The 24,153-nt window shown below is 72.8% G+C and carries 22 protein-coding genes; 4 read left to right on the top strand and 18 right to left on the bottom strand.

All coding sequences use genetic code 11. The features are described 5' to 3' along the window. Nucleotides 1-9 precede the first annotated feature (9 nt). Complete coding sequence (locus tag ACFT41_RS04305; RefSeq protein ID WP_377581171.1) at nucleotides 10-333, top strand: CU044_2847 family protein; 324 nt, start codon at nucleotides 10-12, stop codon at nucleotides 331-333. Nucleotides 334-434: 101 nt separating this feature from the next. Here ACFT41_RS04305 and ACFT41_RS04300 read toward each other — a convergent pair whose 3' ends face one another. The 3 genes from ACFT41_RS04300 to ACFT41_RS04290 all read right to left on the bottom strand — a co-directional run bounded on the left by ACFT41_RS04300 (nucleotide 435) and on the right by ACFT41_RS04290 (nucleotide 2,568). After that, a complete protein-coding gene (locus tag ACFT41_RS04300; protein ID WP_377581174.1) occupies nucleotides 435-902 on the bottom strand; it encodes a Dps family protein in 468 nt (155 codons plus the stop codon). A gap of 100 nt (nucleotides 903-1,002) precedes the next feature. Next, nucleotides 1,003-1,836: an alpha/beta fold hydrolase gene (locus ACFT41_RS04295; RefSeq protein ID WP_377581177.1), complete on the bottom strand. Its 834-nt coding sequence runs from the start codon at nucleotides 1,834-1,836 to the stop codon at nucleotides 1,003-1,005. A gap of 132 nt (nucleotides 1,837-1,968) precedes the next feature. Beyond that, nucleotides 1,969-2,568 (bottom strand): DUF5134 domain-containing protein, encoded by a 600-nt coding sequence (locus ACFT41_RS04290; protein WP_377581180.1) that lies wholly within the window; start codon nucleotides 2,566-2,568, stop codon nucleotides 1,969-1,971. 100 nt (nucleotides 2,569-2,668) lie between these two features. Between ACFT41_RS04290 and ACFT41_RS04285 the strand changes: the two genes are divergently transcribed. Both ACFT41_RS04285 and ACFT41_RS04280 read left to right on the top strand, forming a co-directional pair. Next, nucleotides 2,669-4,450, top strand: coding sequence for a DNA/RNA non-specific endonuclease (locus tag ACFT41_RS04285; RefSeq protein ID WP_377581183.1), 1,782 nt, complete (start codon nucleotides 2,669-2,671; stop codon nucleotides 4,448-4,450). Between the two features lie 77 nt (nucleotides 4,451-4,527). Then, nucleotides 4,528-6,852 carry a glycoside hydrolase family 3 N-terminal domain-containing protein gene (locus tag ACFT41_RS04280; RefSeq protein ID WP_377581186.1) on the top strand — a complete coding sequence of 775 codons (2,325 nt, stop codon included), beginning with the start codon at nucleotides 4,528-4,530 and terminating at the stop codon, nucleotides 6,850-6,852. A gap of 16 nt (nucleotides 6,853-6,868) precedes the next feature. On the opposite strand, the gene ACFT41_RS04275 is transcribed toward ACFT41_RS04280, so the two are convergent. The 3 genes from ACFT41_RS04275 to ACFT41_RS04265 all read right to left on the bottom strand — a co-directional run bounded on the left by ACFT41_RS04275 (nucleotide 6,869) and on the right by ACFT41_RS04265 (nucleotide 10,758). After that, on the bottom strand, nucleotides 6,869-8,395 hold the full coding sequence (locus ACFT41_RS04275; protein ID WP_377581189.1) for a glutamine synthetase family protein: 1,527 nt from the start codon (nucleotides 8,393-8,395) through the stop codon (nucleotides 6,869-6,871). Next, entirely contained in the window at nucleotides 8,388-9,716 is a 1,329-nt protein-coding gene (locus ACFT41_RS04270) for a Rieske 2Fe-2S domain-containing protein (protein WP_377581192.1), read from the bottom strand. Before ACFT41_RS04270 ends, ACFT41_RS04275 begins: the two co-directional genes overlap by 8 nt. A 94-nt stretch (nucleotides 9,717-9,810) precedes the next feature. Next, complete coding sequence (locus ACFT41_RS04265) at nucleotides 9,811-10,758, bottom strand: PDR/VanB family oxidoreductase (protein ID WP_377581195.1); 948 nt, start codon at nucleotides 10,756-10,758, stop codon at nucleotides 9,811-9,813. Between the two features lie 220 nt (nucleotides 10,759-10,978). Here ACFT41_RS04265 and ACFT41_RS04260 point away from each other — a divergent pair, with 220 nt between their 5' ends. Beyond that, nucleotides 10,979-11,704, top strand: a complete 726-nt coding sequence (locus tag ACFT41_RS04260) for a GntR family transcriptional regulator (protein ID WP_377581198.1) — start codon at nucleotides 10,979-10,981, stop codon at nucleotides 11,702-11,704. A 38-nt stretch (nucleotides 11,705-11,742) separates the two neighbouring features. On the opposite strand, the gene ACFT41_RS04255 is transcribed toward ACFT41_RS04260, so the two are convergent. The 12 genes from ACFT41_RS04255 to ACFT41_RS04200 all read right to left on the bottom strand — a co-directional run bounded on the left by ACFT41_RS04255 (nucleotide 11,743) and on the right by ACFT41_RS04200 (nucleotide 23,816). After that, complete coding sequence (locus ACFT41_RS04255) at nucleotides 11,743-13,326, bottom strand: amidohydrolase (protein WP_377613738.1); 1,584 nt, start codon at nucleotides 13,324-13,326, stop codon at nucleotides 11,743-11,745. Beyond that, complete coding sequence (locus ACFT41_RS04250) at nucleotides 13,323-14,807, bottom strand: gamma-glutamyltransferase (protein ID WP_377581203.1); 1,485 nt, start codon at nucleotides 14,805-14,807, stop codon at nucleotides 13,323-13,325. Before ACFT41_RS04250 ends, ACFT41_RS04255 begins: the two co-directional genes overlap by 4 nt. Beyond that, nucleotides 14,804-15,481 (bottom strand): cyclase family protein, encoded by a 678-nt coding sequence (locus ACFT41_RS04245; protein ID WP_377581206.1) that lies wholly within the window; start codon nucleotides 15,479-15,481, stop codon nucleotides 14,804-14,806. Before ACFT41_RS04245 ends, ACFT41_RS04250 begins: the two co-directional genes overlap by 4 nt. A 73-nt stretch (nucleotides 15,482-15,554) precedes the next feature. Next, nucleotides 15,555-16,337: a creatininase family protein gene (locus tag ACFT41_RS04240; protein WP_377581209.1), complete on the bottom strand. Its 783-nt coding sequence runs from the start codon at nucleotides 16,335-16,337 to the stop codon at nucleotides 15,555-15,557. A gap of 14 nt (nucleotides 16,338-16,351) precedes the next feature. Further along, nucleotides 16,352-16,804 carry a hypothetical protein gene (locus tag ACFT41_RS04235; protein WP_377581212.1) on the bottom strand — a complete coding sequence of 151 codons (453 nt, stop codon included), beginning with the start codon at nucleotides 16,802-16,804 and terminating at the stop codon, nucleotides 16,352-16,354. Continuing rightward, nucleotides 16,801-17,565, bottom strand: a complete 765-nt coding sequence (locus ACFT41_RS04230; RefSeq protein ID WP_377581215.1) for an amidohydrolase family protein — start codon at nucleotides 17,563-17,565, stop codon at nucleotides 16,801-16,803. The genes ACFT41_RS04235 and ACFT41_RS04230 overlap by 4 nt, the downstream gene beginning before the upstream one ends. Beyond that, the gene (locus ACFT41_RS04225; RefSeq protein ID WP_377581218.1) at nucleotides 17,562-18,542 is read right to left on the bottom strand and encodes an ABC transporter ATP-binding protein; all 981 of its coding nucleotides are present in this window, start codon (nucleotides 18,540-18,542) and stop codon (nucleotides 17,562-17,564) included. Before ACFT41_RS04225 ends, ACFT41_RS04230 begins: the two co-directional genes overlap by 4 nt. Beyond that, nucleotides 18,539-19,537 carry an ABC transporter ATP-binding protein gene (locus ACFT41_RS04220; RefSeq protein ID WP_377581221.1) on the bottom strand — a complete coding sequence of 333 codons (999 nt, stop codon included), beginning with the start codon at nucleotides 19,535-19,537 and terminating at the stop codon, nucleotides 18,539-18,541. The genes ACFT41_RS04225 and ACFT41_RS04220 overlap by 4 nt, the downstream gene beginning before the upstream one ends. Then, nucleotides 19,534-20,229 (bottom strand): alpha/beta fold hydrolase, encoded by a 696-nt coding sequence (locus ACFT41_RS04215; protein ID WP_377581224.1) that lies wholly within the window; start codon nucleotides 20,227-20,229, stop codon nucleotides 19,534-19,536. The genes ACFT41_RS04220 and ACFT41_RS04215 overlap by 4 nt, the downstream gene beginning before the upstream one ends. A 5-nt stretch (nucleotides 20,230-20,234) precedes the next feature. After that, nucleotides 20,235-21,320, bottom strand: a complete 1,086-nt coding sequence (locus ACFT41_RS04210) for an ABC transporter permease (protein WP_377581226.1) — start codon at nucleotides 21,318-21,320, stop codon at nucleotides 20,235-20,237. Beyond that, nucleotides 21,317-22,198: an ABC transporter permease gene (locus ACFT41_RS04205; RefSeq protein WP_377581229.1), complete on the bottom strand. Its 882-nt coding sequence runs from the start codon at nucleotides 22,196-22,198 to the stop codon at nucleotides 21,317-21,319. Before ACFT41_RS04205 ends, ACFT41_RS04210 begins: the two co-directional genes overlap by 4 nt. Beyond that, on the bottom strand, nucleotides 22,191-23,816 hold the full coding sequence (locus tag ACFT41_RS04200; protein WP_377581232.1) for an ABC transporter substrate-binding protein: 1,626 nt from the start codon (nucleotides 23,814-23,816) through the stop codon (nucleotides 22,191-22,193). The genes ACFT41_RS04205 and ACFT41_RS04200 overlap by 8 nt, the downstream gene beginning before the upstream one ends. Nucleotides 23,817-24,153: the final 337 nt, after the last annotated feature.

Here is a 24,153-nt window from a genome sequence, read left to right as displayed (position 1 = left end):
GGACAGTGGATGAGCGAGGTGGTCGAGTTCGCCCTCGACGGCGGGGGGACCGTGCTCGTGGCCGTGGACGAGACGCCGGGGATCGCCCCGGCGTCCGCCGCCGACGACGTGCTCCGCCGGGCCGGCGTGAGCTTCAACAGGGCGATCGGCCAGGCGCGGGACGCCGCGTCCGCCGCGTTGACCGAGTTCCGGTCCATGGTGGACCGGCCGGACGAAGTGGAGATCAGCTTCGGGATTCAGCTGACTGCGGAGGCGGGCGCGCTGATCGCCCGCACGGGCGTGCAGGGGCAGCTCCAGGTGACGGTGCGCTGGCGTCGGGAGCCCACCGCCTGACCAGCGCCGTCGGGGCCTGACAGTGCTCAATCCAGGGCGCTGACCTCGGCGTACGCGGCGACATCGGGCCGCCCGGCGAACCCGCCGGGCGGCGGGCGGGGTCAGCGCTGGGCGCGGAACAGCCAGTGCTGCTGCTCGACGGCGGCGGTGACCCCGACGAGCAGGTCCTGCGAGATCGGGTCGCTGGCCGCGGTGTCGGCGACCGCCTGACGCAGCGTGCGGATCAGGGCGAACAGCGCGTCGACCACGACCTCGACGGCGGTGCCCTCCTCGACGTCGCCGTGATCGAGGGTCGGCAGCGTCGACTGGTTGGCGACCGTCGCGGCCCGCCCGTCGGGATTGAACCCGACGGCAGCGGCCCGCTCGGCCACCTCGTCGGCGTACCGGCGGGCGAGGTCGGCGAGCTCGTCGAGTTGCAGGTGCAGGCTGCGGAAGTGCGGGCCGACCAGGTTCCAGTGCGCCTGCTTGGCCAGCATCCCCAGGTTGATCAGGTCGGCCAGCGCCTGTTGCAGCGCCTCGCCGGTGGTCTTGCGGTCCGTGGAGTCGAGGATGCCGTCGACAACGGCCATGGTTGTTCTCCCGTTCGATTCAGGGGTGGGGCGGCGGGCCGGAGCCGTCGCCGTGCCGGCCCGCGCGTCGCCCACCGACGCAGGTCAGCCGGCGGGTCGCTCACGCGGCGATGAAGTCGAGCAGGTAGCGGTTGACCAGCTCCGGGTGGGTCCAGGCGATGTTGTGCGGGCCGCCCGGGACAACCTCGTAACGCAGGTCGGAGATCAGCTCCGGCAGCCGGTTGGCGGTGGCGTCGATCGGCAGGATCCGGTCGGCGTCGCCGTGGATCAGCAGCGTCGGCACGTCGATCTTGCCGAGGTCGGCACGGAAGTCGGTCAGCCAGGTGTCGACGCAGGCGTACGCGGCGTACGCCGACGCGCCGAGCGCGGTGATGAAGCTGTTCTGCCAGGCCTCGTCGCTGATCCGGGTGCCGCCCAGCACGTCGACGTTGTAGAAGTTGTCGAGGAAGTTCTTGAAGTACGCGGGCCGGTCGGCCACCACCGCGGCCTTGATGTCGGCGAACACCTGCGCGTCGACGCCCTCGGGGTTGTCGTCGGTCTTGAGCAGGAACGGCGGGACCGCCCCCATCAGCACCGCCTTGCGCACCCGCTGCGAGCCGTAGGTGCCGAGGTAGCGGGTCACCTCGCCGGTGCCCATCGAGAAGCCGACCAGGACGATGTCGCGCAGGTCCAGGTGCTCCAGCAGGGTGTGCAGGTCGGCGGTGAAGGTGTCGTAGTCGTAGCCGACGGTCGGCTGGCTCGACTTGCCGAACCCGCGTCGGTCGTACGTGATCACCCGGTATCCGGCCGCGAGCAGCTCCCGCGACTGCTTCTCCCAGGACGCCCCGTTGAGCGGGTAGCCGTGGATGAGCACGACGGGCGCTCCGGTGCCGTGGTCCTCGTAGTAGATGTCGATGTCGCCGCTGTTCTCTTCGCCGACCTTGACGTATGGCATGTGCTGCTCCTGGTGATGAGGGAGGAAACCGTGAGCCCGTCCGACGTCCCCCGTCGCGCCGTCCGTGCCTCGCCGTCGAGTCAACCGGCCCGGTACAGCCCGCACCACGAAGAAGACACGCAGAAGTAGGGCCTACACCATCGCCAGCAGCATGAGGCCCATCACGACGCCCATCGTGGCGTGGCAGAGGCCCTCGGCCCGCGCCCCGGGCGGCACCGACCGGCCGGCGGGCACGTGGCCGCGCCAGGCCGGGGTCAGGCGGACGCCCCGGACCGCCCACCAGCCCGCGGCGAGCAGCAGGTATCCGCCCAGGGCCAGACTGACCAGCGGTGGCCACCAGCCCGCCGGCGCGGCCCCGCCGTGCTGGCCGTGCGTCCCGGCGTGGTCGCCCGGCAGGCCGGTCATCCAGACCATCGCCGCCGACGCGAGGGCGAAGTACCCGGTGGCCGCCCGCGAGCCCGGCCCCGCTGGGCGGCGGGCCGTCAGCGTCGCGAACCAGGCCCCGGCCGGCACGAAGAGGACGGCCCACACCGCCGGCGGCACCCCGAGCGCCCACACCATGGCGGTCATCGCCACGCCCATGAGCAGATGGACACCCTCGGCGATCCGGCACCGCACGGCCTGTTCCGACCCCCCGCGCGCGGACGCCTGGCCCAGGAACCGGAGTCCGTGGTAGGATGTCACGGCCACCAGCGCCAGCGTCATCGGCCACTGCAACGCCGGGAACACCATGGTTCGCTCCCCTCGTCCGACCGGTGGCGGGCCAGGCTGGCGGGGCCGGGCGGTCAGGGCCGACGGTAGTCGGCGAAGGAGCCGGCGTCTGCGCGCAAAGTTGCCCTGTCCGGCGGCACCTCGTGGGGGACGATCCGGCGGCCGCCGGGGCGATCCCGGCGAACGGCTGCCGCCGGCCGCGAACGGCCGTACGCTGGCCCTCGAAGGCGGGGTCGTCGCCGCCCGGGCGGTGGGCCGCGTCAACGTCCGTGACGGGCGGGGCCGGCTCACGGGCTACGGCACCGGCTCGATGGTGACCGGTGAGCTGTTGCTGACCAACCACCACGTCCTGCCCGACGAGGACGTCGCCGCGCAGAGCGGCGTCGAGTTCGACTACCAGGACGGCCCCGACGGGACGCCGCTGCCGCTGCGGGCGTTCGTCCTGGACCCGGGGCGCTTCTTCCTCGCCGACGCGGAGCTGGACTTCGCGCTGGTCGCGGTCAAGGGGTCACCGGCCGAGCTGGGCCGGTTCGGCTTCAACCGGCTGATCGAGTCGGAGGGCAAGGCCATCATCGGCGACTTCGTGAGCGTCGTGCAGCACCCGTGCGGCGGGAAGAAGCAGGTCGCGCTGCGGGAGAACCGGGTCGTCGACCTGGTCGACAGCTTCCTGCACTACGAGACGGACACCCAGCCCGGCTCGTCCGGCTCCCCCGTCTTCAACGACCAGTGGGAGGTCGTCGCGCTGCACCACGCCAGCACCCCCGCGCCGGGGCACGACGAGCTCGGCGGCATCGTCAACGAGGGGCTGCGCGTCAGCCGGCTGCTGGCGTTCCTCAGGGAGCAGTCCCTGCCGCCCGCGCGGCAGCTCCTGCTGGACGGGCTCTTCGCCGCGGGAAGCACCCTGCCCTCGACCGGCCCGGCGGAGCAGCTGCCCGGCCCGGCCGGTTTCGCCCGTCCCGGCCCGGCGGCACCGTTCGACGGCCACGCGCCCCGCCGCCCGATCAGGCTCGCGGCCTCCCTGCCGACCGTGCGGGAGTCCGTCGGCATCGACCCCGACCACACCGACCGGGCGGGCTACGATCCGCTCTTCCTCGGCGCCGGCCATCCGGTGCCGCTGCCGGCCCTGCACGCCGACCAGGTGCCCCTGGCGGCGGTCAACCGGCTGGCCACCGCCGAGCCCCGGTACGTGCTGCCGTACCACCACTTCAGCGTCGTGCTGCACCGGCTGCGCCGGCTGGCGTTCTTCACCGCCGTCAACATCGACGGCAACACCAGCGTCCGCCTCAAGCGCGAACCGGACCGCTGGTCGCTCGACCCACGGTTGGCCGCCGACGAGCAGACCGGGGAGGAGGTCTACGCCGCGAATCCGCTCGACCGTGGTCACCTCGTCCGCCGGCTCGACCCCGCCTGGGGCGCGTCGCGCGCCGTCGCGAAGGGCGCGAACGACGACACGTTCCACTTCACCAACTGCTCCCCGCAGCACAAGGACTTCAACCAGAACAAGACGACCTGGGCGGGGCTCGAGGACCATCTGCTGGAGAACGCGGACACCCACGACCTGAAGGTCACCGTCTTCACCGGCCCCGTCCTCGCCGCCGACGACGACCGGTACCGGGGCGTGCAACTGCCCCGGCAGTTCTGGAAGGTCGCCGCGATGGTCAAGGAGGACGGCGCGCTCTCCGCCACCGCGTACCTGCTCAGCCAGGCGGACCTGATCGCGGGGCTGGAGCTGGTGCCGGAGGCGTTCTCGTACGGCGCGTACCGGACGTACCAGGTGCCCGTGACCCGCGTCGAGGCCCTCACCCGGCTGTCGTTCGGTGCCCTGCGCGACGCCGATCCCCTCGCCCGGTTGGAGGGGATCGGCGTCCGGGAGATCAGCGATCTGCGCCAGGTCGTCCTCTGAGCCACTCGACCGCCGGCGGCGCGGTCCGGTGGCCGGCGCGGGCCGCGGGCGGGCACGCGAGTGTGTACGGTCGGGCGGTGACCGCGTCCCGGAGCATCGCAGACCCGATCAGCGACGACCTGCCCCACCTCGACCCGGCCCGGCCGACCGCGCAACGGGTGGCGCACCTGCTCGGGCGGATGAGCCTGGCGGAGAAGGCCGGCCAGATGATGCAGCTCGACTCCCACGGCGACCTGGCCGACCACATCCTGGGCAAGCACGTCGGGTCCATCCTGCACACCTCCCCCGCCCGGTTGGTCGAGGCGCACGAGCTGACCGCGCGCACCCGGCTGCGCATCCCGCTGCTGGTCGGCGAGGACTGCATCCACGGGCACTCGTTCTTTCCCGGCGCGACGATCTTCCCCACCCAGCTCGGCATGGCGGCCACCTGGGCGCCGGACCTGGTCGAGCGGGTCGCCCGCGCCACCGCGGTCGAGGTGGCGCCGACGGGCGTGCACTGGACCTTCTCCCCCGTGCTGTGCATCGCCCGTGACCTGCGCTGGGGCCGGGTCGGCGAGACGTTCGGCGAGGACCCGTTCCTGATCGGCGAGCTGGCCTGCGCCATGGTGCGGGGCTACCAGGGCGACGACCTGGCCGACCCGACCGCCGTGCTGGCCACCGCCAAGCACTTCGCCGGTTACTCCGAGACCCAGGGCGGCCGGGACGCCACCGAGGCGGACCTGTCGCGGCGCAAGCTACGCGCGTGGTTCCTGCCGCCGTTCGAGCGGGTCGCCCGCGAGGGGTGCCGCACCTTCATGCTCGGCTACCAGACCACCGACGGCGTGCCGATCACCGTCAACGACTGGCTCCTGACCGACGTGCTGCGCGGCGAGTGGGGCTGGACGGGCATGCTCGTCACCGACTGGGACAACGTGGGCCGGATGGTCTGGGAGCAGCGGGTCCAGCCCGACCATGCGCACGCCGCCGCCGCGGCCGTCCGGGCCGGCAACAACATGGTCATGACGACCCCGCAGTTCTTCCAGGGCGCCCAGGACGCGGTCGCGCAGAGCCTGCTGGCGGAGTCGGACCTCGACGACGCCGTCTCCCGCATCCTGGCCCTCAAGTTCGAGCTGGGCCTGTTCGAGGATCCCCGCCGTCCGGACGTCGCCCGGCAGCGCGCGGTGATCGGCAGCGCGGCGCACGCGGCGCTCAACCTGGAGGTCGCCCGCCGGTCGCTGGTGCTGCTGCGCAACGACGGGGTGCTCCCGCTCGCAGGCGGGTTCGCCGCCGACGACACCGGGCGCGCCCGGGGCGACGGCGGCCCGCCGCGTACCGTCGCGGTCGTGGGGCCGCTCGCCGACGACGCACAGACCCAGCTCGGTGACTGGGCGGGTTCCTCCGGGCAGGCCGACTGGATGCGCGACGGCCAGCCCCGCGACATGATCACCACGGTGCTCGACGGGCTGCGCGCGCACGCGCCCGACGGCTGGACGGTCGCCCACGCGCACGGCGCCGACATCCTCACCATGGCCACCGATCCCGACGGGGAGCTGTTCCCCGACGGCCAGCCCCGGCCGCAGGTCGTCGTGCCCTGCCCGCCGGACGGGGCGCTGATCGCCGAGGCGGTCGCCGCCGCCGAGCGGGCAGACTACGTCGTCGCGGTCGTCGGCGACCGTATCGAGCTGGTCGGTGAGAGCCGGAGCACCGCCACGCTCGACCTGGTCGGCGGGCAGATCGCCCTGCTGGACGCCCTCGCCGCGACCGGCACCCCGCTGGTCGTCGTGCTGCTCGCGTCCAAGCCGCTGGTGCTGCCCGACTCGGCGCTCGACGCCGCCGCCCTGCTCTGGGTGGCGAACCCGGGCATGCGGGGCGGCCGGGCGATCGCCGAGCTGCTGCTCGGCCTCGTCGAGCCCGCCGGGCGGCTGCCCGTCTCGTTCGCCCGGCACGTCGGGCAGCAGCCCACCTACTACAACCAGATCCGTGGCCAGCACGGCTCCCGGTACGCCGACCTGACCCAGCGCCCCGCCTTCGCCTTCGGCGACGGACTGTCGTACACCACCGTCGAGTACGCCGACCTGCGGGTCGAGCCGGGTGACCTGTCGCCGACGGACACCGTCCACGCGGAGGTCACCGTCCACAACGCCGGGGCCCGGCCGGTCCTGGAGACGATCCAGGCGTACGTCAGCGACACCGTCACCTCCGCCAGTTGGGCGGCGAAGGAACTGAAGGCGTTCCGTCAGGTGACGCTGGCGCCGGGGCAGAGCGCCACGGTGCGGATCGACGTCCCCGTCGCCGACTGCGCCATCGTCGACGGCCGGGGCGTGCGGGTGGTGGAGCCCGGTGACTTCACGCTGCTCGTCGGCCCGTCGTCGCGGGACGCGACGCTGCTGCGGGCGCCGTTCACCGTACGACCGGCGGCCTGACCGCCCACCGGGCCCGTCAGAACAGCCCGAAATACTCCCGCTGCTCCCAGTCGGAGACGTGCAGCAGGTAGCGCTCGTACTCGGCCCGTTTCAGGTGGGCATACCAGTCGACGACGACGTCGCCCAGCGCCGCGCGGAAGACCGCGTCGGTCTCCAGCGCGGCCACCGCCTCGCCGAGCGAGCGGGGCAGCGGCGGCGCGGCGGCGTCGTACGGGTTCGTGGTCGGTGGCCGCAGCTTGAGGCGGCGGGTGATGCCGTCGAGGCCGCTGACCGCCTGCGCGGCGATGTAGAGGTAGGGGTTGGCCGCCGGCTCCCCGGAACGGTTCTCCAGCCGGGTGGCCGGGTCACCCGGGCCGCCGACGGCCCGCACCATGGCCCCCTTGTTGTCGATCCCCCAGGCGACCCGGTCCGGGGCGAGCGAGTGGCTCTGGTAGCGCTTGTAGCCGTTGACGGTCGGCGTGGTGAACGCCGCCGCTGCGGCGGCGTGGCGCAGAAGCCCCTCCAGGTAGGCGCGGCCGGTGGCCGACAGGGGCCCGGTGTCGTCGGCGTCGGGCACGAACGCGCCCCGGCCGGTGCGCAGGTCGCTCAGCGACTGGTGCAGGTGCCAGCCGGTGGAGGCCGTCTCGGCCCCCTGCGGGCGGGACATGAACGTCGCGTGGAAGCCGAGCCGACGGGCGATCTGCCGGACGGCGCTGCGGCACACGACCACCGCGTCGGCGGTCGTCGCCGCGTCGGCCGCCGCCATGGTCAGCTCCAGCTGGCTCGGCCCGAACTCCAGCTCGATCGAGCGCAACGGCAGGTCGAGCGAGGTCAGCCCGGTGTAGAGCGCCTGCACCAGGTCGTCGAGGCCGTCGAGGGCCTCCTCGTGCAGCAGCTGGGAACCGGGCGTCGTCGGGCCGACCGTCGCGGCCGCGCCGGGTGCGCCGGGCCGGCCGACCCGGTCGCGGGTGAGCCCCGCGTCGGTCGCGCGGAAGACGTGGAACTCCAGCTCGGCCCCGACGGTCATCCCGTAGCCGCGCCCGGCCAGCACGCCCAACTGGTCACGCAGCAGGCCGCGGGTGCAGAAGGGCACCGGCGAGCCGTCCGGGAAGCGGACGTCGCACAGGACCCACCCGGTCCGCTCGGCCCACGGCACGACCCGGAAGGAGGCCGGATCCGGCACGAGGACGATGTCGCCGGCACCGGCGAAGCCGGCGACGCCGACCCCCGTGTCGGCGGCGAACACCGGATAGACCGACCTGCCCGAGGTGTCCTTGAGCAACAGCGAGCTGGGGGCGGTCAGGCCCGAGCGCATGGCCGCGGCGACCGCGGACCGGGCGATGGTCTTGCCCCGGATGATCCCGTGCTGGTCGACGAAGCCGAAGCGGACCATCTCGACGCCGAGCTCGTCGATCACCCGGCGCATCTGCGCCGCGGCGGCGTACTGCGCCTCGGACCACAGGTCGTGCCGGTCGACGAAGCCGCCCCGGTCCTGGGCCAGCATCGGCCGGGCACTGGCCCCGCCGCCGCCGGCGGAGACGTCGCGCTCGTCGGCGTTACGCACCGGCCACCTCCGGCTGCGGCCGGTGCCACGGCGACCGGTTGCGGCGTTCGGCCTCCTTCTCCCGCCACCGCTCCTGCCAGCCCTCGCTGGGCGAGACCATGTCGACGGCCAGCGGGCCGACCAGCCGGGCCGCGTCCGCCTCGTCGAGCGGGTGCCCGGGCAGCGCGCCACCGGCCTGGAAGGCGTCGATCGCACGCAGCAGCAGCCGTCGGTTGGCGGTGACGGCGCGGTCGGACACGCCGAGCCGCTCCACGGTCCGGTCCTGGATGCGGCCCATGCTCTCCACCGCCCACTGGTCGTGGACGTTGATGTCCAGCCCCATCCCGGTGTACGTGAGGTCGCGCTGCTCGCCCGGGTCGAACCCCCAGTTGTTTGCCCGGTTGCGCAGCGGCCGGTAGTCGGGCAGGGAGACGCCCTCCAGCCGTTGCCGCAGCAGCGTCTCCTTGTCGGTCCGCGCGGCGAAGTCGTAGAAGATCATGAACCAGTGGTGGTTCTCGTCGTCGATCGGCACGTGCCACTGGGTGAAGACCTTGTCGTTGCCGAACGGCACCACGAAGGCGTTGGGGAACAGCAGGTTGGTCACCCGGACGTGCTTGAGCTCCCGGGTCAGCTGCCGGATGGCGAAGACCCGCAGCCCGTGCTCGGCGCTCTCCACCTCGATGTCGGGACGGTAGTGGTCGCCGACGAGCTTCGACAGTTTCGTGCCGGTGCCCTCGACCTCCTCGCTGAACTGCTGCCCGTAGACGTCGCGGGGGTCCTCGCCGACGAACCGGTGCAGGAAGGAGACGTGACTCGGGTCGATCCCGCCCTCCAGCCCCTGGAGCCAGTTGCACTCCCACAGCCCCTTGAAGGCGAAGGTGTAGTCGTCCGGCGCGGCGAAGCAGTCGTACGCCGGGAAGGGCGGCGGATCGCCGGCGCCCAGGTAGGCGAAGACGATGCCGTTGCGCTCCACGCACGGGTAGTTGGCGATCCGGATCTTGTCCAGGAACCGGCTGTGCGGGGGTTCGGCGGGCTGCTCCACGCAGCGTCCCTGCGCGTCGTAGAGCCAGCCGTGGTAGAGGCAGCGCAGCCCGCCGTCCTCCAGCCGGCCGTAGGAGAGGTCGACCCCGCGGTGGGCGCAGAAGCGGCTGATCAACGCCCAGCCGTCGGCGCGCCGGAACAGCACCAGGTCCTCGCCGAACAGCCGGATCGCCTTGACCGGGCGGTCGGCGGGCATCTCCGACACCAGCGCGGCCGGCTGCCAGTAGGCCCGCATCAGGCCGCCCAGCGGGGTGCCGGGCCCGGTCCGGGTGAGCTTCTCGTTGTCTGCCTGTCGCAGCACTGCTTACCTCCGCGGTGGGGAAGGGGGGTGGAGCGGGGAGCGGATGCCGGGCGCCCGTCGGCAGTCGTCAGCGGGGGCGGCACCCGAGGTCGACTCACAGGTCCAGGACCAGCCGGTCACCGGCGGCGCGGGAGACGCAGACCATCATGCAGTCCCCCGCCGCCCGCTCCTGGGCCGTGAGCACGTGGTCCCGGTGGTCGACGGCGCCCGCGAGGACCCGGGTCTCGCAACTGCCGCAGATCCCCTCGTGGCAGTCGTTGACGATCTCGACGCCGGCTTCCAGCAGGACGTCCAGCCCGGACCGGTCGGCGGGCACCGTCAGCTCCACGCCGCTGCGCTCGAGCCGGAGGGTGAAGGATCCGACCCGCTGCGGCTGCGCCGACACGGGCGCGGTGAAGCGCTCGGTGCGCAGCCGGTCGAGGCGGCCGGCCTCGTCCATGGCGGCCCGCAGCCCGTCCAGCAGCCGGCTCGGGCCGCAGGCGTAGACCAGCGCGTCGGGTGGCAGCCCGTCGAGCAGTTCGCGCAGCTCGGGCCGGGGCCCGTCGTCCGCCGCGTGCACCCGCGCCTGGTCACCGTAGGGGGCGAGTTCGTCGAGGAATGCCATGCTGCGCCGGGACCGGCCGAAGTAGTGCAGCGGGGCGGCGGCACCCCGCCGCCTCGCCTCGGCCAGCAGCGGAAGCAGCGGGGTGATGCCGATGCCGCCGGCCACGAACAGGTACGCGGCGGCGGGTTCCCACGCGAAGTGGTTGCGCGGGCCACGCAGCCGGACCCGGTCGCCGGGGCGCAGCTGGTCGTGGACCCACGCCGAGCCACCGCGGCCGGCGGGCTCGCGCAGCACCGCGATCCGCCACCACGGGGCGCCGGGATCCCCGCACAGCGAATACTGCCGGGTGGAGCCGTCGCCGACCACCAGGTCGACGTGCGCCCCGGGGGTCCAGTCCGGAACCGCCGTGCGGGCGTCCTGCGGGATCAGCTCGACCGACAGCACGCCGGCCGCCTCCAGCCGGAGCGCGCGGATGACGAAGGGTAGTTCTGTAGGCACATTCCCCCTTCCATTGGATCCAATGCTACCCACTTCGGATCCGTTACGGAAGCAAACACACCCAAGTGGAACCCACATGGGTCCACGCAACCCCTTCCCTGGTATCGTGGTGTGACGCAACAGGCAGGTTTGGTGACCAACGAGGCGTTCCGGCGCTCCACCGCGCCTGAGCAGCCGGGCCACCCGGAGCCCACGATCGACGCAGAGGGAGAGTGGCCGGTTGACCACCGATTCCGAGGAGCTCGCGGCAACCCGCAAGACCGGCTCCGCCCTCGTCGACGACCTCGCCGAGCGGATCCGCGACCGGATCATGACCGGCGAGATCCCGATCGGAGCCCAGTTGCGCCAGGCCGAGCTCGCCAGCAACTTCGGCGTCTCCCGCACGCCGGTCCGCGAGGCGCTGCGCCAACTACAGACCAGCGGCCTGATCGAGGTGCTGCCCAACAAGGGCGCCGTGGTCAGCGTCCCGGCGCCATGGGACGTCCGCGAGGCGTACGAGGTGCGGGCGGAACTGGAGGCGCTGGCCGCCGCGCGCGCGGTCCGGCGGATCAGCCGCGACCAGATCGACCAGCTGCGGGCAGCCAACCAGGAGATGTACGACCACTCTTCCGCCCGGCGCGGCGACGTCGTGCCCGCCCAGCACGATCACCGACGCAGCAACGACATCTTCCACACGCTGATCGCGAGCATCTCCGGCAACGCCCGGCTGAGCAAGGCGATCAGCGACATCAACGAAACCTTTCCCCGCAACGTCTCCGCGCAGTTGATCGTCAACGACAGCCGGCATCGCGACGAGAACTTCCAGGAGCACGAGCGGATCCTGGAGGCGCTGGCCGACGGCGACGCCCGGCGCGCCGCCGACCAGATGCGCGAACACGTCATCAAGGCCGGCGAGCAGTTGGCCCGGTGGTACGAACTCCGCTCGTCCACCGTCTTCCGCGGATAACCCTGGACGCTCGCGGCGGGAGCGGGTCGCAGCGAAGGTCAGGCCCGGTACTCGACCTCGCCGCCGACGATGGTCGTCACGACCGTCGCCGTCCGCAGGGCCTCGACGTCCGAGGTGAGTGGGTCCACGTCCAACAGCGCGAGGTCGGCCGGGTCGCCGACCCTGATGCGCCCGGTGCCGGGGCCTCCGGCGATCCGGGCGGCCCCGGTGGTGAACAGCGCCAGCGCCTGCGCGGCGGTGACCGCCTGCCCGGCACCGAGCGGATCGGGCCAGCCCCGCACCTGCCGGGTCCGGGCCTGCCACATGCCGAACAGGGCCGACATCGGCAGGCCGGGGCCGTCCGAGCCGCCGCCGACCTCGACGCCCGCGTCGAGCCAGGCGCGCAGCGGGTTGGCCGCGCCGGCCCGCTCGGCTCCGAGTCGCTGGACCAGCCCGGCGCCGACCTGCCACTGCAATGCCGGATGGGCCGAGACCCGCACACCGAGCCGCCGGGCCCGGTCCATCGCGGCGCGGCTCGGGCCGAGGTACGCGTGGATGAGGTGGAAGCCGAGGCCCGCGATCGGGGCGCGGCGGTCGACGTCGGTGAGCACGTCGAGCACCAGGTCGACCGCCGCGTCACCGACCGCGTGCACGCCCACCCCGCGCCCCGCCCCGGCGGCAGCCACGCAGTGCGCGTGCACGATGTCGACCGACAGCGTCTGGTTGCCGTGGTAGCCGTCGGTACCCGGCCACGGCGACGACAGCAGCGCCGTGCCGAGTGAGCCGCCGCCGTCGAGGAACAGTTTGGTCGGGCCCCGGCGCAGCCGAGCCGGATCCGCGGTGACGAGGCCGGTCCGCGCGACCGCCCGGTCGAGCACGGCATCGGTGGCGAGGGCGTCGCCGAGCGGCATCGCCACCACCCGCATCCGCAGCCGACCGGACCGCGCGGCGTACGCGTATCCGTCGAGGTCCTCGACCGCGACGGCCGGGTCGACGGCGGTGGTGATGCCGTGGCGCAGCAGCTCGGCCTGCCCGGCCCGGATCCAGCCGACGCGGGTGTCGCGGTCGACGGTCGGCAGCACGGCACGGACCAGATCGACGGCCGGACGCTCGACGAGCAGCCCGGTCGGCGTCCCGGCGGCGTCCCGGTCGATCCGGCCACCCGGCGGATCCGGCGTGCCGGGGCCGATCCCGGCGCGGCGCAGCGCGGTGACGTTGACCAGCGCGTCGTGGCCCTTGCGGTCGAGCAGCAGGCCACGGCCGGGCACCGCGGCCTCCAGTTCGGCGGCGCTGGGCAGCCGGCCGTCGAGGTCGAACCCGGCGTCGGCGGTCAGCCACTGTGCCGACGGGTTCGCGGCGGCGTGGGCCCGCAACCGGTCCAGCAGTTCGCCGAGACCGCCGACGTCGTCGAGGACCAGCCGGGTGGCGCGCTGGCCTGCCCAGATCAGATGGACATGGCTGTCCACGAAGCCCGGAGCGACGTACGGGGCGGCGAGCCGCGCAGCGCCGGACGGCAGTCGGGCCCGTACCTCCTCGGGGTCGCCGACCGCGACGACGCGCCCGTCCACCACGCCGACCGCCCGCGCCCGGGGCCCGCCGGACTCCGGAGCGCTCACCTCACCCGTGACCAGCAGGGCTCTCACAACACCGCCGCGACACCGTCGGCCCGGGGGTCGCTGGCCGCGTCGAGCACCGCGCCCCGCAGGCGGGCGACCTGCACATGCCCCGCGTCGTCGTGCCGCCCCGCCGTCGTGGCCACGGACAGGCCGAGGGCGGGTGCCCGCGCGGCGAGGTCGTCCCCGCCCGCCGTGCCGGGCTCCAGCAGCAGGGTTGGTTCGGTGCGGCCGAGGTCACGGCCACCGATCACCCAGCGCGGCCCGCCCACCACGTCCGGCAGGTCGGCGGCGGCGCGGACGCCCTCGGCGACCTGGGCGAGGATCCACGGCTGGGACCGGCCGCCCTGGCAGCCGAGGGCGAGCACGGTGTCGCCACCGACGGCGAGCGCCGGGCAGAGCGTGTGCGGCGGCCGGGCCCCCGGGGCGAGCCGGCCGGGGTGCTGCGGATCGAGGCTGAACATGGCGCCCCGGTTGTGCAGCACGATACCGGTGTCCGGTTCCAGCAGGCCGGAGCCGAAGGACTGGAACACGCTCTGGATCAGCGACACCGCGGTGCCGTCCGCGTCGACCGCGGCCACCGCCACGGTGTCGCCGGTCGGACGTGGGCCGGCGACCACGTCGGCCGCCGGCCGCTCGGCGCGCAGCAGCAGCCCGTCGAGGTCGATCGGCCCCGTCCGCGGATCGCCCAGCAGCGCGTCCCGGGCCAGCTGCGCCCGCCGCGCGGCGGTGAGCGGGTCGCTCGCGCCGAGGACGGCGAGGAAGGTGGCGCCCTGCGTCGGCGGGGGCGCGACGGACCACTCGACGCCGTGGGCGTACGCGGTCAGCGGCGCGACCCGCTCGGCGCGGTGCGCCGCAAGGTCCGCCACCGACAGCGGGCTGCCGAGCCGGCGCAGCCCGGCGACGAGCCGGTGCCCGACGTGTCCGTTGTAGAAGGTCCGCCAGTTGCCGGCGATCGCGGTGAGCGTCTCGGCCAGCGCGGGCTGCGTCAGCGGCACGCCCTCGGGCAGGGGCGCGCCCGCCGCGTCCAACAGCAGCGCGGCCAGCCCCGGGTCGGCGGCGATGATGTCGCGCCGGTTCTCGATCGCCCGGGCCAGGCCGGCGCTGACCGGTGTGCCGGCACCGGCGAGCGCGACAGCCGGAGCCAACAGGGCGGCCCAGTCGAGTCGGGCGCCGAGCCCCGCCACCGAGGCCCAACCGGCGACGACGCCGGGCGTGGTGACGGTGAGCGGGCCCTGCGCCGGCATCCGGACGGCGCCACCCGAACGCAGTGTGTCGGCGTCGAGCGCTGCGGGCGCCGCGCCGACGGACAGCACCACGCGGGGCGGCCCGCCGGCCGGCCGGACCACGGCGACGAGGTCGCCGCCGAGGGAACACTGGTGTGGGTAGACGACGGTCAGCGCCGCCGCGGCGGCCAGCGCGGCGTCGACGGCTCCCCCGCCCGCGGCGACCACGGCGCGGCCGGCCGCCACCGCCGCCGGGTGCGGGGCGGCCAGCGCCACCCGCGTCATGCCACGTTCCGGTGCTGGTGGCCGGGCTCAGGCGCGGGCGCGGCGTCCCGGCGGATCAGGACGGCACGGGCGAAGGAGCCGTCCGCGTCGACGAGTTTGGCGGGCAGGCAGACGAGCTCGTACCGACCGGGCGACACCGCGTCCAGGTCGGCGTTCTCCAGGATCAGCACGCCCTCGCCGAGCAGGATGTGGTGCGCGTCCCAGGTGTCGGTGCGGGTGTGGCTCTCGATGGTCAGGTAGTCGATGCCGACCAACTCCACCCCGCCGTCGACGAGGGCCCTCGCCGCCTCGGGGCTCAGCCCCACCCAGTTCGGCGCCCGGTCCGTCTCCTTCAGGGGACCGGCCGAGTTCGACGTCTTGAACAGCACGCGACGTTCCCCGGCGATGCCCGCCGCGGCGAGGTGGTCGACGGTGATGTCCCCGTCCACGTGGGTCATGTCCACCACCACCGCCGGGCCGACAAGCGAGTACAGCGAGACCTTGTCGATCGGGGTGGCGCCGTCGACGAAGTGCGCGGGGGCGTCGACATGGGTGCCGGTGTGCGCGCCGAGACGCCACCGGGTCACGTTCGACACGTCGCCGTCGGCCTTGGACTCCACGATCTCCACCTCGGGCTTACGACCCCAGTGCAGCATCTGCGGGTGAATCGGCATGGTGATGTCGAAGATCTCCATCAGCGGGTCCCTCCTGGGCGGTGCGTCGACGGGTCGGTCACGGTCGGTGGGTCGGTCACGGTCGACGGGGCGATCACGGTCGGTGGGTCGGGTCGGGCCAGGGCTCGCGGACGGCCCGGGCCACCGCCCGCGCGGTCGTCTCGACGCACCGGGTGAACTCGGCCGCCCCGTGCTCGGCGTTGGCCTGCGCCACGTCCCGGCCCCACACGCCGGTCTCGCTGACCTGGTCCATCCGGTAGTCCCAGAACGAGTCGACGTCCACGTGCGAGGTCGCCCGGTCCATCCGGACCAGTTCGGGGTGCAGGTACAGCATCACCGACGTCTCGAAGTAGTTGGCGTGCATCAGGCCGCGGCCGTGGGTGACGTGGCCGTCCACCTCCGGCCCTGGATACATCGTCACGTAGCCGAGCGCCCGCACCCGGGCCCCGCGGTGGCGCACCCGCAGCTTCTCCGCCGACACGTCCAGGGCACCGTTGTTCCAGATGTGGCCGTTGAGCAGGATGAACTGGCGGACACCACGCTCGTGCAGCGAGTCGACGATGTCGGCCACCAGCGCGATCAGCGTCTCCGGCCGCACCGAGACGGTGCCGGCGAAGTCGCCGTGCGAGGCCGACACCCCGTAGCTCAGCGTCGGCAGCACCGGCACTCCGGTGGCGGCGGAAACCGCCAGCGCGACCGCTTCGCAGATCCGGACGTCGACCGACAGCGGCAGGTGCGGCCCGTGCTGCTCGACGGCGCCCACCGGGATGATCACCGCGTCGAGGCTGGTGACCAGTTGCCCCGCCTCGGGCCAGGTCAGGTCCTCCCACCGGACCGGTCGGCCGGAGCCGCCGAGTTCAGCCGCGAGATCGCTCATGTCGTCCTCCTTCGTCACCACGCACGTAGGGTCTTCTCCGGCAGCAGGTCCAGCGCGCGCATGCGGACCGGGCCGACACCACCGGTCAGCCAGATCGTCGCGTCGGGGCTGTAGTCGCTGATCAGCTCCCGGCAGACCCCGCACGGGGCGATGATCCGGAACGTGTCGGCGGGCTTGACCTGGACGGACACCACGGTGTCGACCAGCAGCGACGCTGCCGGGTCCAGGCCGGTGCGGGCCGCGCCCAGCGCCACGCCCTCGGCGCAGATCGAGCTGCGCCGGCACGACCCCTCCAGGTGCACCCCCGTGAAGACGCCCCCGTCGGCCGTACGCAGCGCCGTCGCCACCTCGTGCCGCCCGGCCACCCAGACCCGCCCCAGCAGATCCTGCGCGCGCTCCAGCAGTTCCGCGTCGGCGGCGGACATGTCCGCGGGAACGGGGACGCGGGTCACCGGTGTGCTGATCATGCCGTCAGCCCGAGGAGCTTCGCCATGTTGCCGCCCTCGACCAACGCCCGGTCCGCCGGGTCCGGGATCGCCTTCGCGATCTTCATTCGCTCCAGGTCGAAGTCGGATCCCGGCCACTCGCTGCCCATCAGCAGCTTCTCCGGGCCCAGCCGGGCGTACGCCCGCCTGACGTCGCTCACCAGCGTCGCCGAGGTCTCCAGGTAGACGTGCGGCTGCCGCTCGGCGACGATGATCGCCTCCGGGACGTTCCAGACCGCGCCCATGTGCGCGATGATCGTCGGCACGTCCGGGTGGTTGCGGGCGATCTCCTCGATGGCCAACGGCGCGCAGAACGCGTCGTCCAGCGCGTTGATCAGCACCGGCAACCCGTGCCGGGCACACGCCTCGAACACCGGGTCGAGGAGGCCGTGGTCGGCGACGTGGTAGCCGTGCAGGCTCGGATGCAGCTTGAGGCCGGACAGTCCCGCCTCCGCGATCCGGGCGATCTCGTCCAACGCGTCGTCGGCCTGCGGCATGACCTGACCGAAGCCGAACAGCCGGTCCGGGTGCGCGTCGACCAGGCCGATGATGAAGTCGTTCTCGATCCGCTGGGCCAGCGAGCAGACCATCGCCAGGTCGACGCCGGCGGCGTCCATCCGGTCCAGGATCCGACGCGGGTCGAACGGTACGTGCGGCGGCGGCGCCTGGCCGGGTCGGGCGCCGGTGAGGTAGTCGGAGCGGCCCCGGACGTCCTGGGTGGTGTTGTACGCGTCGATGATCAAGAGGGGTCAGCCTTCCTGGTGGTGGGCAGCGGCAGGTGGCACCGCACCGAACGTCCCGCGCTGAGCGGGCGCAGTGCCGGGGGATCGGTGCGGCACCGGTCCACGGCGTAGCGGCACCGGGTGTGGTAGGCGCACCCCGCCGGCGGGTCGGCCGGATCGGGCAGCTCGCCCTCCAGGACGATCCGCTCCCGGGCCGGCTCGCGGGTCAGCATGGGCACCGAGGCGAGCAGCGCCTCACTGTAGGGGTGCGCCGGCGCGGCGAAGAACGAGTCCCGGTCCGCGACCTCGATGATCTGGCCCAGGTACATCACCGCCACCCGGTCCGCGATGTGCCGGACCACGCCGAGGTCGTGCGAGACGAACAGCATGGTCAACCCGCGGTCGCGGATCAGGTCGGCGAGCAGGTTGATGATCTGCGCCTGGATCGACACGTCGAGCGCGGAGACCGCTTCGTCAGCGACCACGAAGCGCGGTGCCGGCGCGAGCGCCCGGGCGATGCCGATGCGCTGCCGTTGGCCGCCGGAGAACTCGTGCGGCCGCCGCTCCCCCGCCTCCCGGCCCAGCCCGACCAGGTCCAGCAGTTCGTCGGCGGTGGCCCGTGCGGCCTCCCGCCGCACGCCCCGGGCGCGGATCATGGGTTCGGCGACGATGTCGGCCACCCTGCGGCGCGGGTTCAGCGAACCGAACGGATCCTGGAAGATCATCTGTAGGTCGGCCCGGATGCGCCGAAGCGCCCCACCACGCAACCGGGTGAGGTCCACGTCGCCGTACCGGATGCTGCCGGCGCTCGGCTCGATGACCCGCAACATGGCCTTGCCGAGGGTGGACTTGCCGCAGCCGGACTCGCCGACCAGGCCGAGCGTCTCGCCCTCGTACACGTCCAGGTCGACGTCCCGGACCGCCCGGATCCGGCGCACGCCGGACCCGGCGAACTCCACCCGCAGGCCCTCGACCCGCAGCAACGGTTCGGGGCTCATCCGGCCAGCACCTCCCCACGCTCGGCACCGAGCAGGCAGGCGTCCAGGTGCCCGCCGCTGCCGTACCGGTGCCGCAGCACCGGCGGGGTCGAGGCGCAGGCATCCCGGACGGACCCGCAGCGCGGTGCGAACGCGCATCCGGGCGGCCGGTCGACGCCGGTGAGCGGGCTGCCGGCGATGGCGGGCAGCCGGTCCACCGCAGGCCCGTCGACCCGGGGCACGGAGTTGAGCAGGGCGCTGGTGTACGGATGCTGCGGGGCGAACAGCACCTGGTCGCGGGTGCCCTGCTCGACGATCCGTCCGGCGTACATGACGGCGATCCGGTCGGCGACCTCCGCCACCACCCCGAGGTCGTGGGTGATCAGCACGATGGTCGTGCCGTGTTCGGCCTGGAGCCGCTTGAGCAGCCGCAGCACCTGCGCCTGGATGGTCACGTCCAGGGCGGTGGTGGGCTCGTCGGCGATGAGCACGGCGGGATCGTTGGCGAGCCCGATCGCGATCATCACCCGCTGCCGCATGCCGCCGGAGAGCTGGTGCGGGTACGAGCGGGCGGCCCGCTCCGGGTTGGCGATGCCCACGTCACGCAGCAGCGTCACGGCCCGCTGCCAGGCCTGTCGCCGGGACACCCGCTGGTGCGTCCGGATCATCTCGGCTACCTGGGCGCCGATCCGCTGGGTCGGGTTGAGCGCGGCGAGCGCGTCCTGGAACACCACGGCGATGTCCCGGCCCCGCACCTGACGCAGCCGGGCCTCGGACGCGCCGATCAGGTCGGCCCCGCCGAACTCGACCACGCCGCTGATGTGCGTGCGCGGGCCCCGGTTCAACCCGACCAGGCTCATCGCGAGCGCGGACTTGCCCGACCCCGACTCACCGACCAGCGCGAGCACCTCACCGCGGCCCAGGTCGAGGTCGACGCCGCCGACGGCCGGCAGCCGCCCGGCCGGGACGTCGAACTCGACCCGCAGTTCACGGATGGAGAGGAAGGGCTCGGTCATCTCGCCGCCACACCGGTCACCGCTCGTTCGACGAACGCGACGACCTCCGCCGGCCGGGCCCGGGGCGTGAAGTGGCTTCCGGGCACCTCGGCCACCGTCGCGCCCATCCTGGCTGCCATGTCCCGCTGGATCTCCGGTCGCAGGGTGCGATCCTGCGCGGCGACCAGGTACCAGCTGGGCAGCGTCCGCCAGGCCGGCACGGCCGTCGGCTCGGTGAAGATGGCGTTGTCGCTCTGCCGTGACTCCGCGTCCCAGACCGCCCGCTGCTCGACCGGCACGTCCCAGCCGATCTCGGCCCAGTACTCGGCGGTGTGTTCCGAGGACCACTCGCCGTTCGGTCCCCGCCGCATGTACTTCGACACGGCGGCCGGTGGGTACCGCTCGACGATCTGGTTGACGGTCTCCCCCTCGTCCGGCCCGAACGCCGCGATGTAGACGAGCCCGACCACCCCCGGTTCCCGGCCGGCGTTGCTGATCACGGCCCCGCCGTAGGAGTGCCCGACGAGCAGCACCGGACCGGACAGCTCCCGGACCACGGCGGCGGTGTGCGCCACGTCGCCGGTGAGCGACCGCATGGGGTTGGTCACCAGGGTCACGTCGTATCCGGCGGCGGTCAGCAGTGGCGCGACGTTCGACCAGGTGGTGGCCGTCCCGCCGGCGCCGTGGACCAGGACGATGTTCTTCGGTCTCATCGCGGTCAGGCCTTTCTCAGTCGGGGGTCGAGCACGAGATAGAGCAGATCCACAGCGACGTTGACGAGGGTGAACAGCAGCGCGATGGCCAGCGCGGCCCCCTGCACGATCGGGTAGTCCCGTTGCAGGATCCCGTTGATGAGCAGGTTGCCGACCCCGGGATAGGAGAACACCGTCTCGGTGATGACCGAACCACCCAGCAGCGAGCCGAACTGCAGGCCGAGCACCGTGACGATCGGCAGGGACGAGTTGCGCAACACGTGCCGGCGCACGATCGCGCCTTCGGAGAGCCCCTTCATCCGGGCGGTCCGGATGAAGTCGTCGCCGAGGATCTCCAGCACCGACGCCCGCACGATGCGGGTGATGAAGCCGGCCATGGACACCGCCAGCGTGGTCGCCGGCAGGACGAGGTGCGTCAGCCACGGCCCGATCAGCTCGGGGCGGTCCTGCAGGATGGCGTCGACCAGCACGAAGTTGGTCAGCGGACGGTAGTCGAGCTGGCTGGGCATCCTGCCGATCACCGGCAGCCAGCGCAGCCACACCCCGAAGACCACGATCGCCAGCACGCCGAGCGCGAACCACGGCAGGGAGAAGCTGACCGTGCCGACCGTGCGGGTCAGGGTGTCCACCCAGGTGTCCTTGAACAGCGCGGCGAGCAGCCCGGTGACCAGGCCGAGCAGGATCGCCACCAGCATCGCCGCGATGGTCAGTTCGATGGTGGCCGGCAGCGCGCCGCCGAGCAGGCCCGTAATCTCGTTGGCGCCGTAGAAGGAGCGGCCGAGGCGGAGGTGGATCAGATCGTCGAGGTAGCCGAGGTACTGCTCGGGCAACGATCGGTCCAGGCCGAACGCCTCGTTGATCCGCGCCGTGTTCTCCCGGATCTCCGCGGCCGTCGCCTGCCCGCTGCCACCGGCGGCGGCCAGCGAACTGGCCGGCGAGCCGGGCAGCAGCCGCATCGCGACGAAGACCAGCGAGGCCAGCAGGAACAACACCGGCGGTACGGCCAGCAGCCGCCGCAGGACCAGCCACGGCGTGCCGAGCCGGCTGCGCATCTGCCGCCGGCGGGCCGGCGGGAGCATCCCGGCCGTCATCGGGTCGTCCTCGGATCGAGTGCGTCGCGCAGGTCGTCACCGACGAAGTTGCCGGCGACCACGAAGAGCAGGGTCGCTCCGGCGGGCAGCAGCACCAGGTGGGGGGCGAGGTAGAGGAACTCCTGGCCGGCCTGCACCATGTAACCCCAGTCGGGGGTCGGCGGCTGGATGCCAAGCCCCAGGTACGACAGGCCGGCGCCGAAGCCGGCCGCCACGGACAGGGTCATCACCGTCTGGGCGACCAGGGGGCCCGCGATGTTCGGCAGCACCTCCTGGACCAGGATGCGCGGCGTGGAGGTGCCTCCCAGCCGGGCCGCGAGGACGTAGTCGCGGCGGGCCTCGCGGGCGGTGAGCGCCCGGGCGAGCCGGGCCAGCCCCGGGGCCAGGGAGACGCCGATGCCCACGACGAGGCTGGGAACGCCCGGTGCGGTGGCGACCACGACCAGGACGATCAGCAGCATCGACGGGAACGCCAGCGCCAGGTCCATCAGCCGCATGAGCAGCCACTCGGTCCAGCGGCCGGCGAAGCCGGCGACCAGTCCGACGGTGATGCCGAGCGCTGCGGCGAGAGCCGTGGCCAGCAGCGCCACGAGCAGGAGCGGCCGGGCGCCGTACACCATCCGGGCCAGCAGGTCACGACCCAGGTCGTCGGTGCCGAGGAGGTGCCCGGGCGCGCCCAGCGGAAGCAGCGCGTCCGGGGTCTGCCGGTTCGGATCCGCGGACACCAGCAGCGGCCCGAACGCGGCGATCAGGACGAACGCGAACACCACGGTCCAGGACACGGTGGCGAGCCACGACCGGGCGACGCGGCGACGCCGGTACCCGGCCCGCAGTCGCCCGGCCGACGGCACCCACCGGCGTAGGGCCAGTTCAGACACTCGCCTTCTCCATGAAGCAGCGGTGGCTGCCGAGCCCGGCCACGTTCATCCCCTGCACGTTGCTCCCGCTCACGACCGGGTTGCACGAGTAGGCGAGCATCGACAGCACCATGTACTGCTCGGCGAATCGGCGCTGGATGTCGCTGTACTTCGCGGTGCGTTCCGGGCCGTCGGGCAGATTCTTCGCCTCGGTGAGATCCGCGGCGAAGCTGTCCGCTCCCTTGAGGGTCTTGAGGCCGGACGCGAAGTCACCGTAGACACCGGCCGGCATGGCCAGCGCGCCGATCATGTTGTCCGGGTCGGGCACGTACGAGTTGCGTTCCCAGATCATCAGGTCGTGGAACTTGTCGTCGGGGTTGAGGACCCGACCGAAGTAGGTGGCCGGGTCGACGGAGTCGGCGACGACCTTCAGGCCGATGTCGGTCAGGTTCTGGGTGATGATCTGCGCGGCCTTCGGGTGCCAGCTGTCGCTGGCCGCCATCAGCCGCACCTCCCGGCCGGTGGCGCCGGCGGCCTGAATGAGCTGCCTGGCCTTGTCGACGTCCGTGGCGCTCAGGTCGGCCAGGCTCGGGTCGTGGCCTTTCTGCGACGGCGGAATGGCATACCCGACGGGCAGCGCGCCGGCACCGAAGAACGCCTGCGCCAGGATCGCCTCGCGGTCGATGGCCAGGTTGATGGCCTGGCGCACCTCCAGTTCGGGAATCCGCCGGGCGTCGATCATGAGGATCGCGTCGAAACTGTAGGGCGTGTCGTGCACCGTCACCGCCTTGTCACCCCTGAGCCGCTCCAACGCGGAGTACGGGGTGAACTGGGTGCCGCCGATGTCGCCCGACAGCAGCGAACTGACGATCGTCGACGGGTCCTGCACCTGCTGGAGCACGAGCCGGTCGATCGGCGGGCGGCCGAGGCGGAACTTGTCGAACGCCTCCAGCGTGACCGTCTGCCCGGCGGTGGCGGAGACGAACTTGAAGGGGCCGGTGCCGACGAGGTTCTTGCCGATGTCGGCGCCGTGCTTGTCCAGCGCCGCCTTGGAGATGATCCGGCCGCCGATGTCGGACAGCCGGGCGAGCACCATGCGGTCCGGTGCCTTGAGCACCAGCTTGACCGTGTTGGCGTCCACGGCCTCGAGGCTGGCGACGTTGGCGCCGAGACTCTTGAGCGGCGGTGAGGCGCCGGTGGGCAGCGTCTTGTCGTCGGGGTTGAACTGCCGGCCGAGGCTGGCCACGACGTCCGCCGAGGTGAACGTGGTGCCATCGTGGAAGGTGACGCCCTGGCGGAGCTTGAACGTGTAGGTCAGCTGGTCGGTGGAGATCTCCCAGCTCTCGGCGAGGTCGGGCTGGACGTCGTTGCTCTCGAAGGAGATGAAGGTCAGTCCTCGGCAGATGCAGTCGACCGCCATCCAGTCGCCGAGCGAGGTGTAGAAGGCGGGTTCGTTGATGCCGCCGGTGGCGTCGACGGCCAGGGTCAGGGTGCCGCCGCGGCGCTCCGCGGCATCTTCGGTGTCCGCGGCAAGGCCGCAGGCGCTCAGCAATCCGGTCATGCCGAACCCGACGCCCATGCCGAGCAGGCTGGCGCCGCGCAACAGGTTCCGACGGGAGATGGTGGGGGAGGCTTCCATGGGGCAACTCCTTGAACGTCAAGCACCTACATGCCATCGTCCTGCTTGTATCCAAACTCACTTGCTTTGGATACAACTAGTGTCGTGGGCTGCCACTTCAGCCCCGTGTCACCCTTATTGCCGGCTGGTTTCAACAAGCGCGGGGCGAAGAACGAACCCCGCCCGCCGGGCGTTGGTCCCACACCCCGTCCAGCCTGGTCGCCGAACATCCGTCCGGCGGTTCATGTTTCGCCAGGTAACGTGGCCCACCCGAGCCTACTCAGGTGATGGATCCAGCGGAATAGGTTTGGGATCCAAAGTTCCAGGGATGGGCTTTGACTGGACAGTTACGCAGTCG

The sequence above is a fragment of the Micromonospora sp. NPDC057141 genome (genome assembly GCF_042670805.1).
Classification (GTDB): domain Bacteria; phylum Actinomycetota; class Actinomycetes; order Mycobacteriales; family Micromonosporaceae; genus Micromonospora.
Note: the sequence above shows the minus strand (reverse complement) of the source record. Positions and strands in the feature narration are given on the sequence as shown.

Coding starts and splice junctions, on each gene's coding strand:
- ACFT41_RS04225 (WP_377581218.1), bottom strand. CDS start 18,542: ATGAGCCCCGAACCGTTGCTGCGGGTCGAGGGCCTGCGGGTGGAGTTC.
- ACFT41_RS04300 (WP_377581174.1), bottom strand. CDS start 902: ATGGCCGTTGTCGACGGCATCCTCGACTCCACGGACCGCAAGACCACC.
- ACFT41_RS04250 (WP_377581203.1), bottom strand. CDS start 14,807: ATGACGCGGGTGGCGCTGGCCGCCCCGCACCCGGCGGCGGTGGCGGCC.
- ACFT41_RS04215 (WP_377581224.1), bottom strand. CDS start 20,229: ATGAGACCGAAGAACATCGTCCTGGTCCACGGCGCCGGCGGGACGGCC.
- ACFT41_RS04240 (WP_377581209.1), bottom strand. CDS start 16,337: ATGAGCGATCTCGCGGCTGAACTCGGCGGCTCCGGCCGACCGGTCCGG.
- ACFT41_RS04235 (WP_377581212.1), bottom strand. CDS start 16,804: ATGATCAGCACACCGGTGACCCGCGTCCCCGTTCCCGCGGACATGTCC.
- ACFT41_RS04305 (WP_377581171.1), top strand. CDS start 10: ATGAGCGAGGTGGTCGAGTTCGCCCTCGACGGCGGGGGGACCGTGCTC.
- ACFT41_RS04245 (WP_377581206.1), bottom strand. CDS start 15,481: ATGGAGATCTTCGACATCACCATGCCGATTCACCCGCAGATGCTGCAC.
- ACFT41_RS04200 (WP_377581232.1), bottom strand. CDS start 23,816: ATGGAAGCCTCCCCCACCATCTCCCGTCGGAACCTGTTGCGCGGCGCC.
- ACFT41_RS04220 (WP_377581221.1), bottom strand. CDS start 19,537: ATGACCGAGCCCTTCCTCTCCATCCGTGAACTGCGGGTCGAGTTCGAC.
- ACFT41_RS04210 (WP_377581226.1), bottom strand. CDS start 21,320: ATGACGGCCGGGATGCTCCCGCCGGCCCGCCGGCGGCAGATGCGCAGC.
- ACFT41_RS04290 (WP_377581180.1), bottom strand. CDS start 2,568: ATGGTGTTCCCGGCGTTGCAGTGGCCGATGACGCTGGCGCTGGTGGCC.
- ACFT41_RS04295 (WP_377581177.1), bottom strand. CDS start 1,836: ATGCCATACGTCAAGGTCGGCGAAGAGAACAGCGGCGACATCGACATC.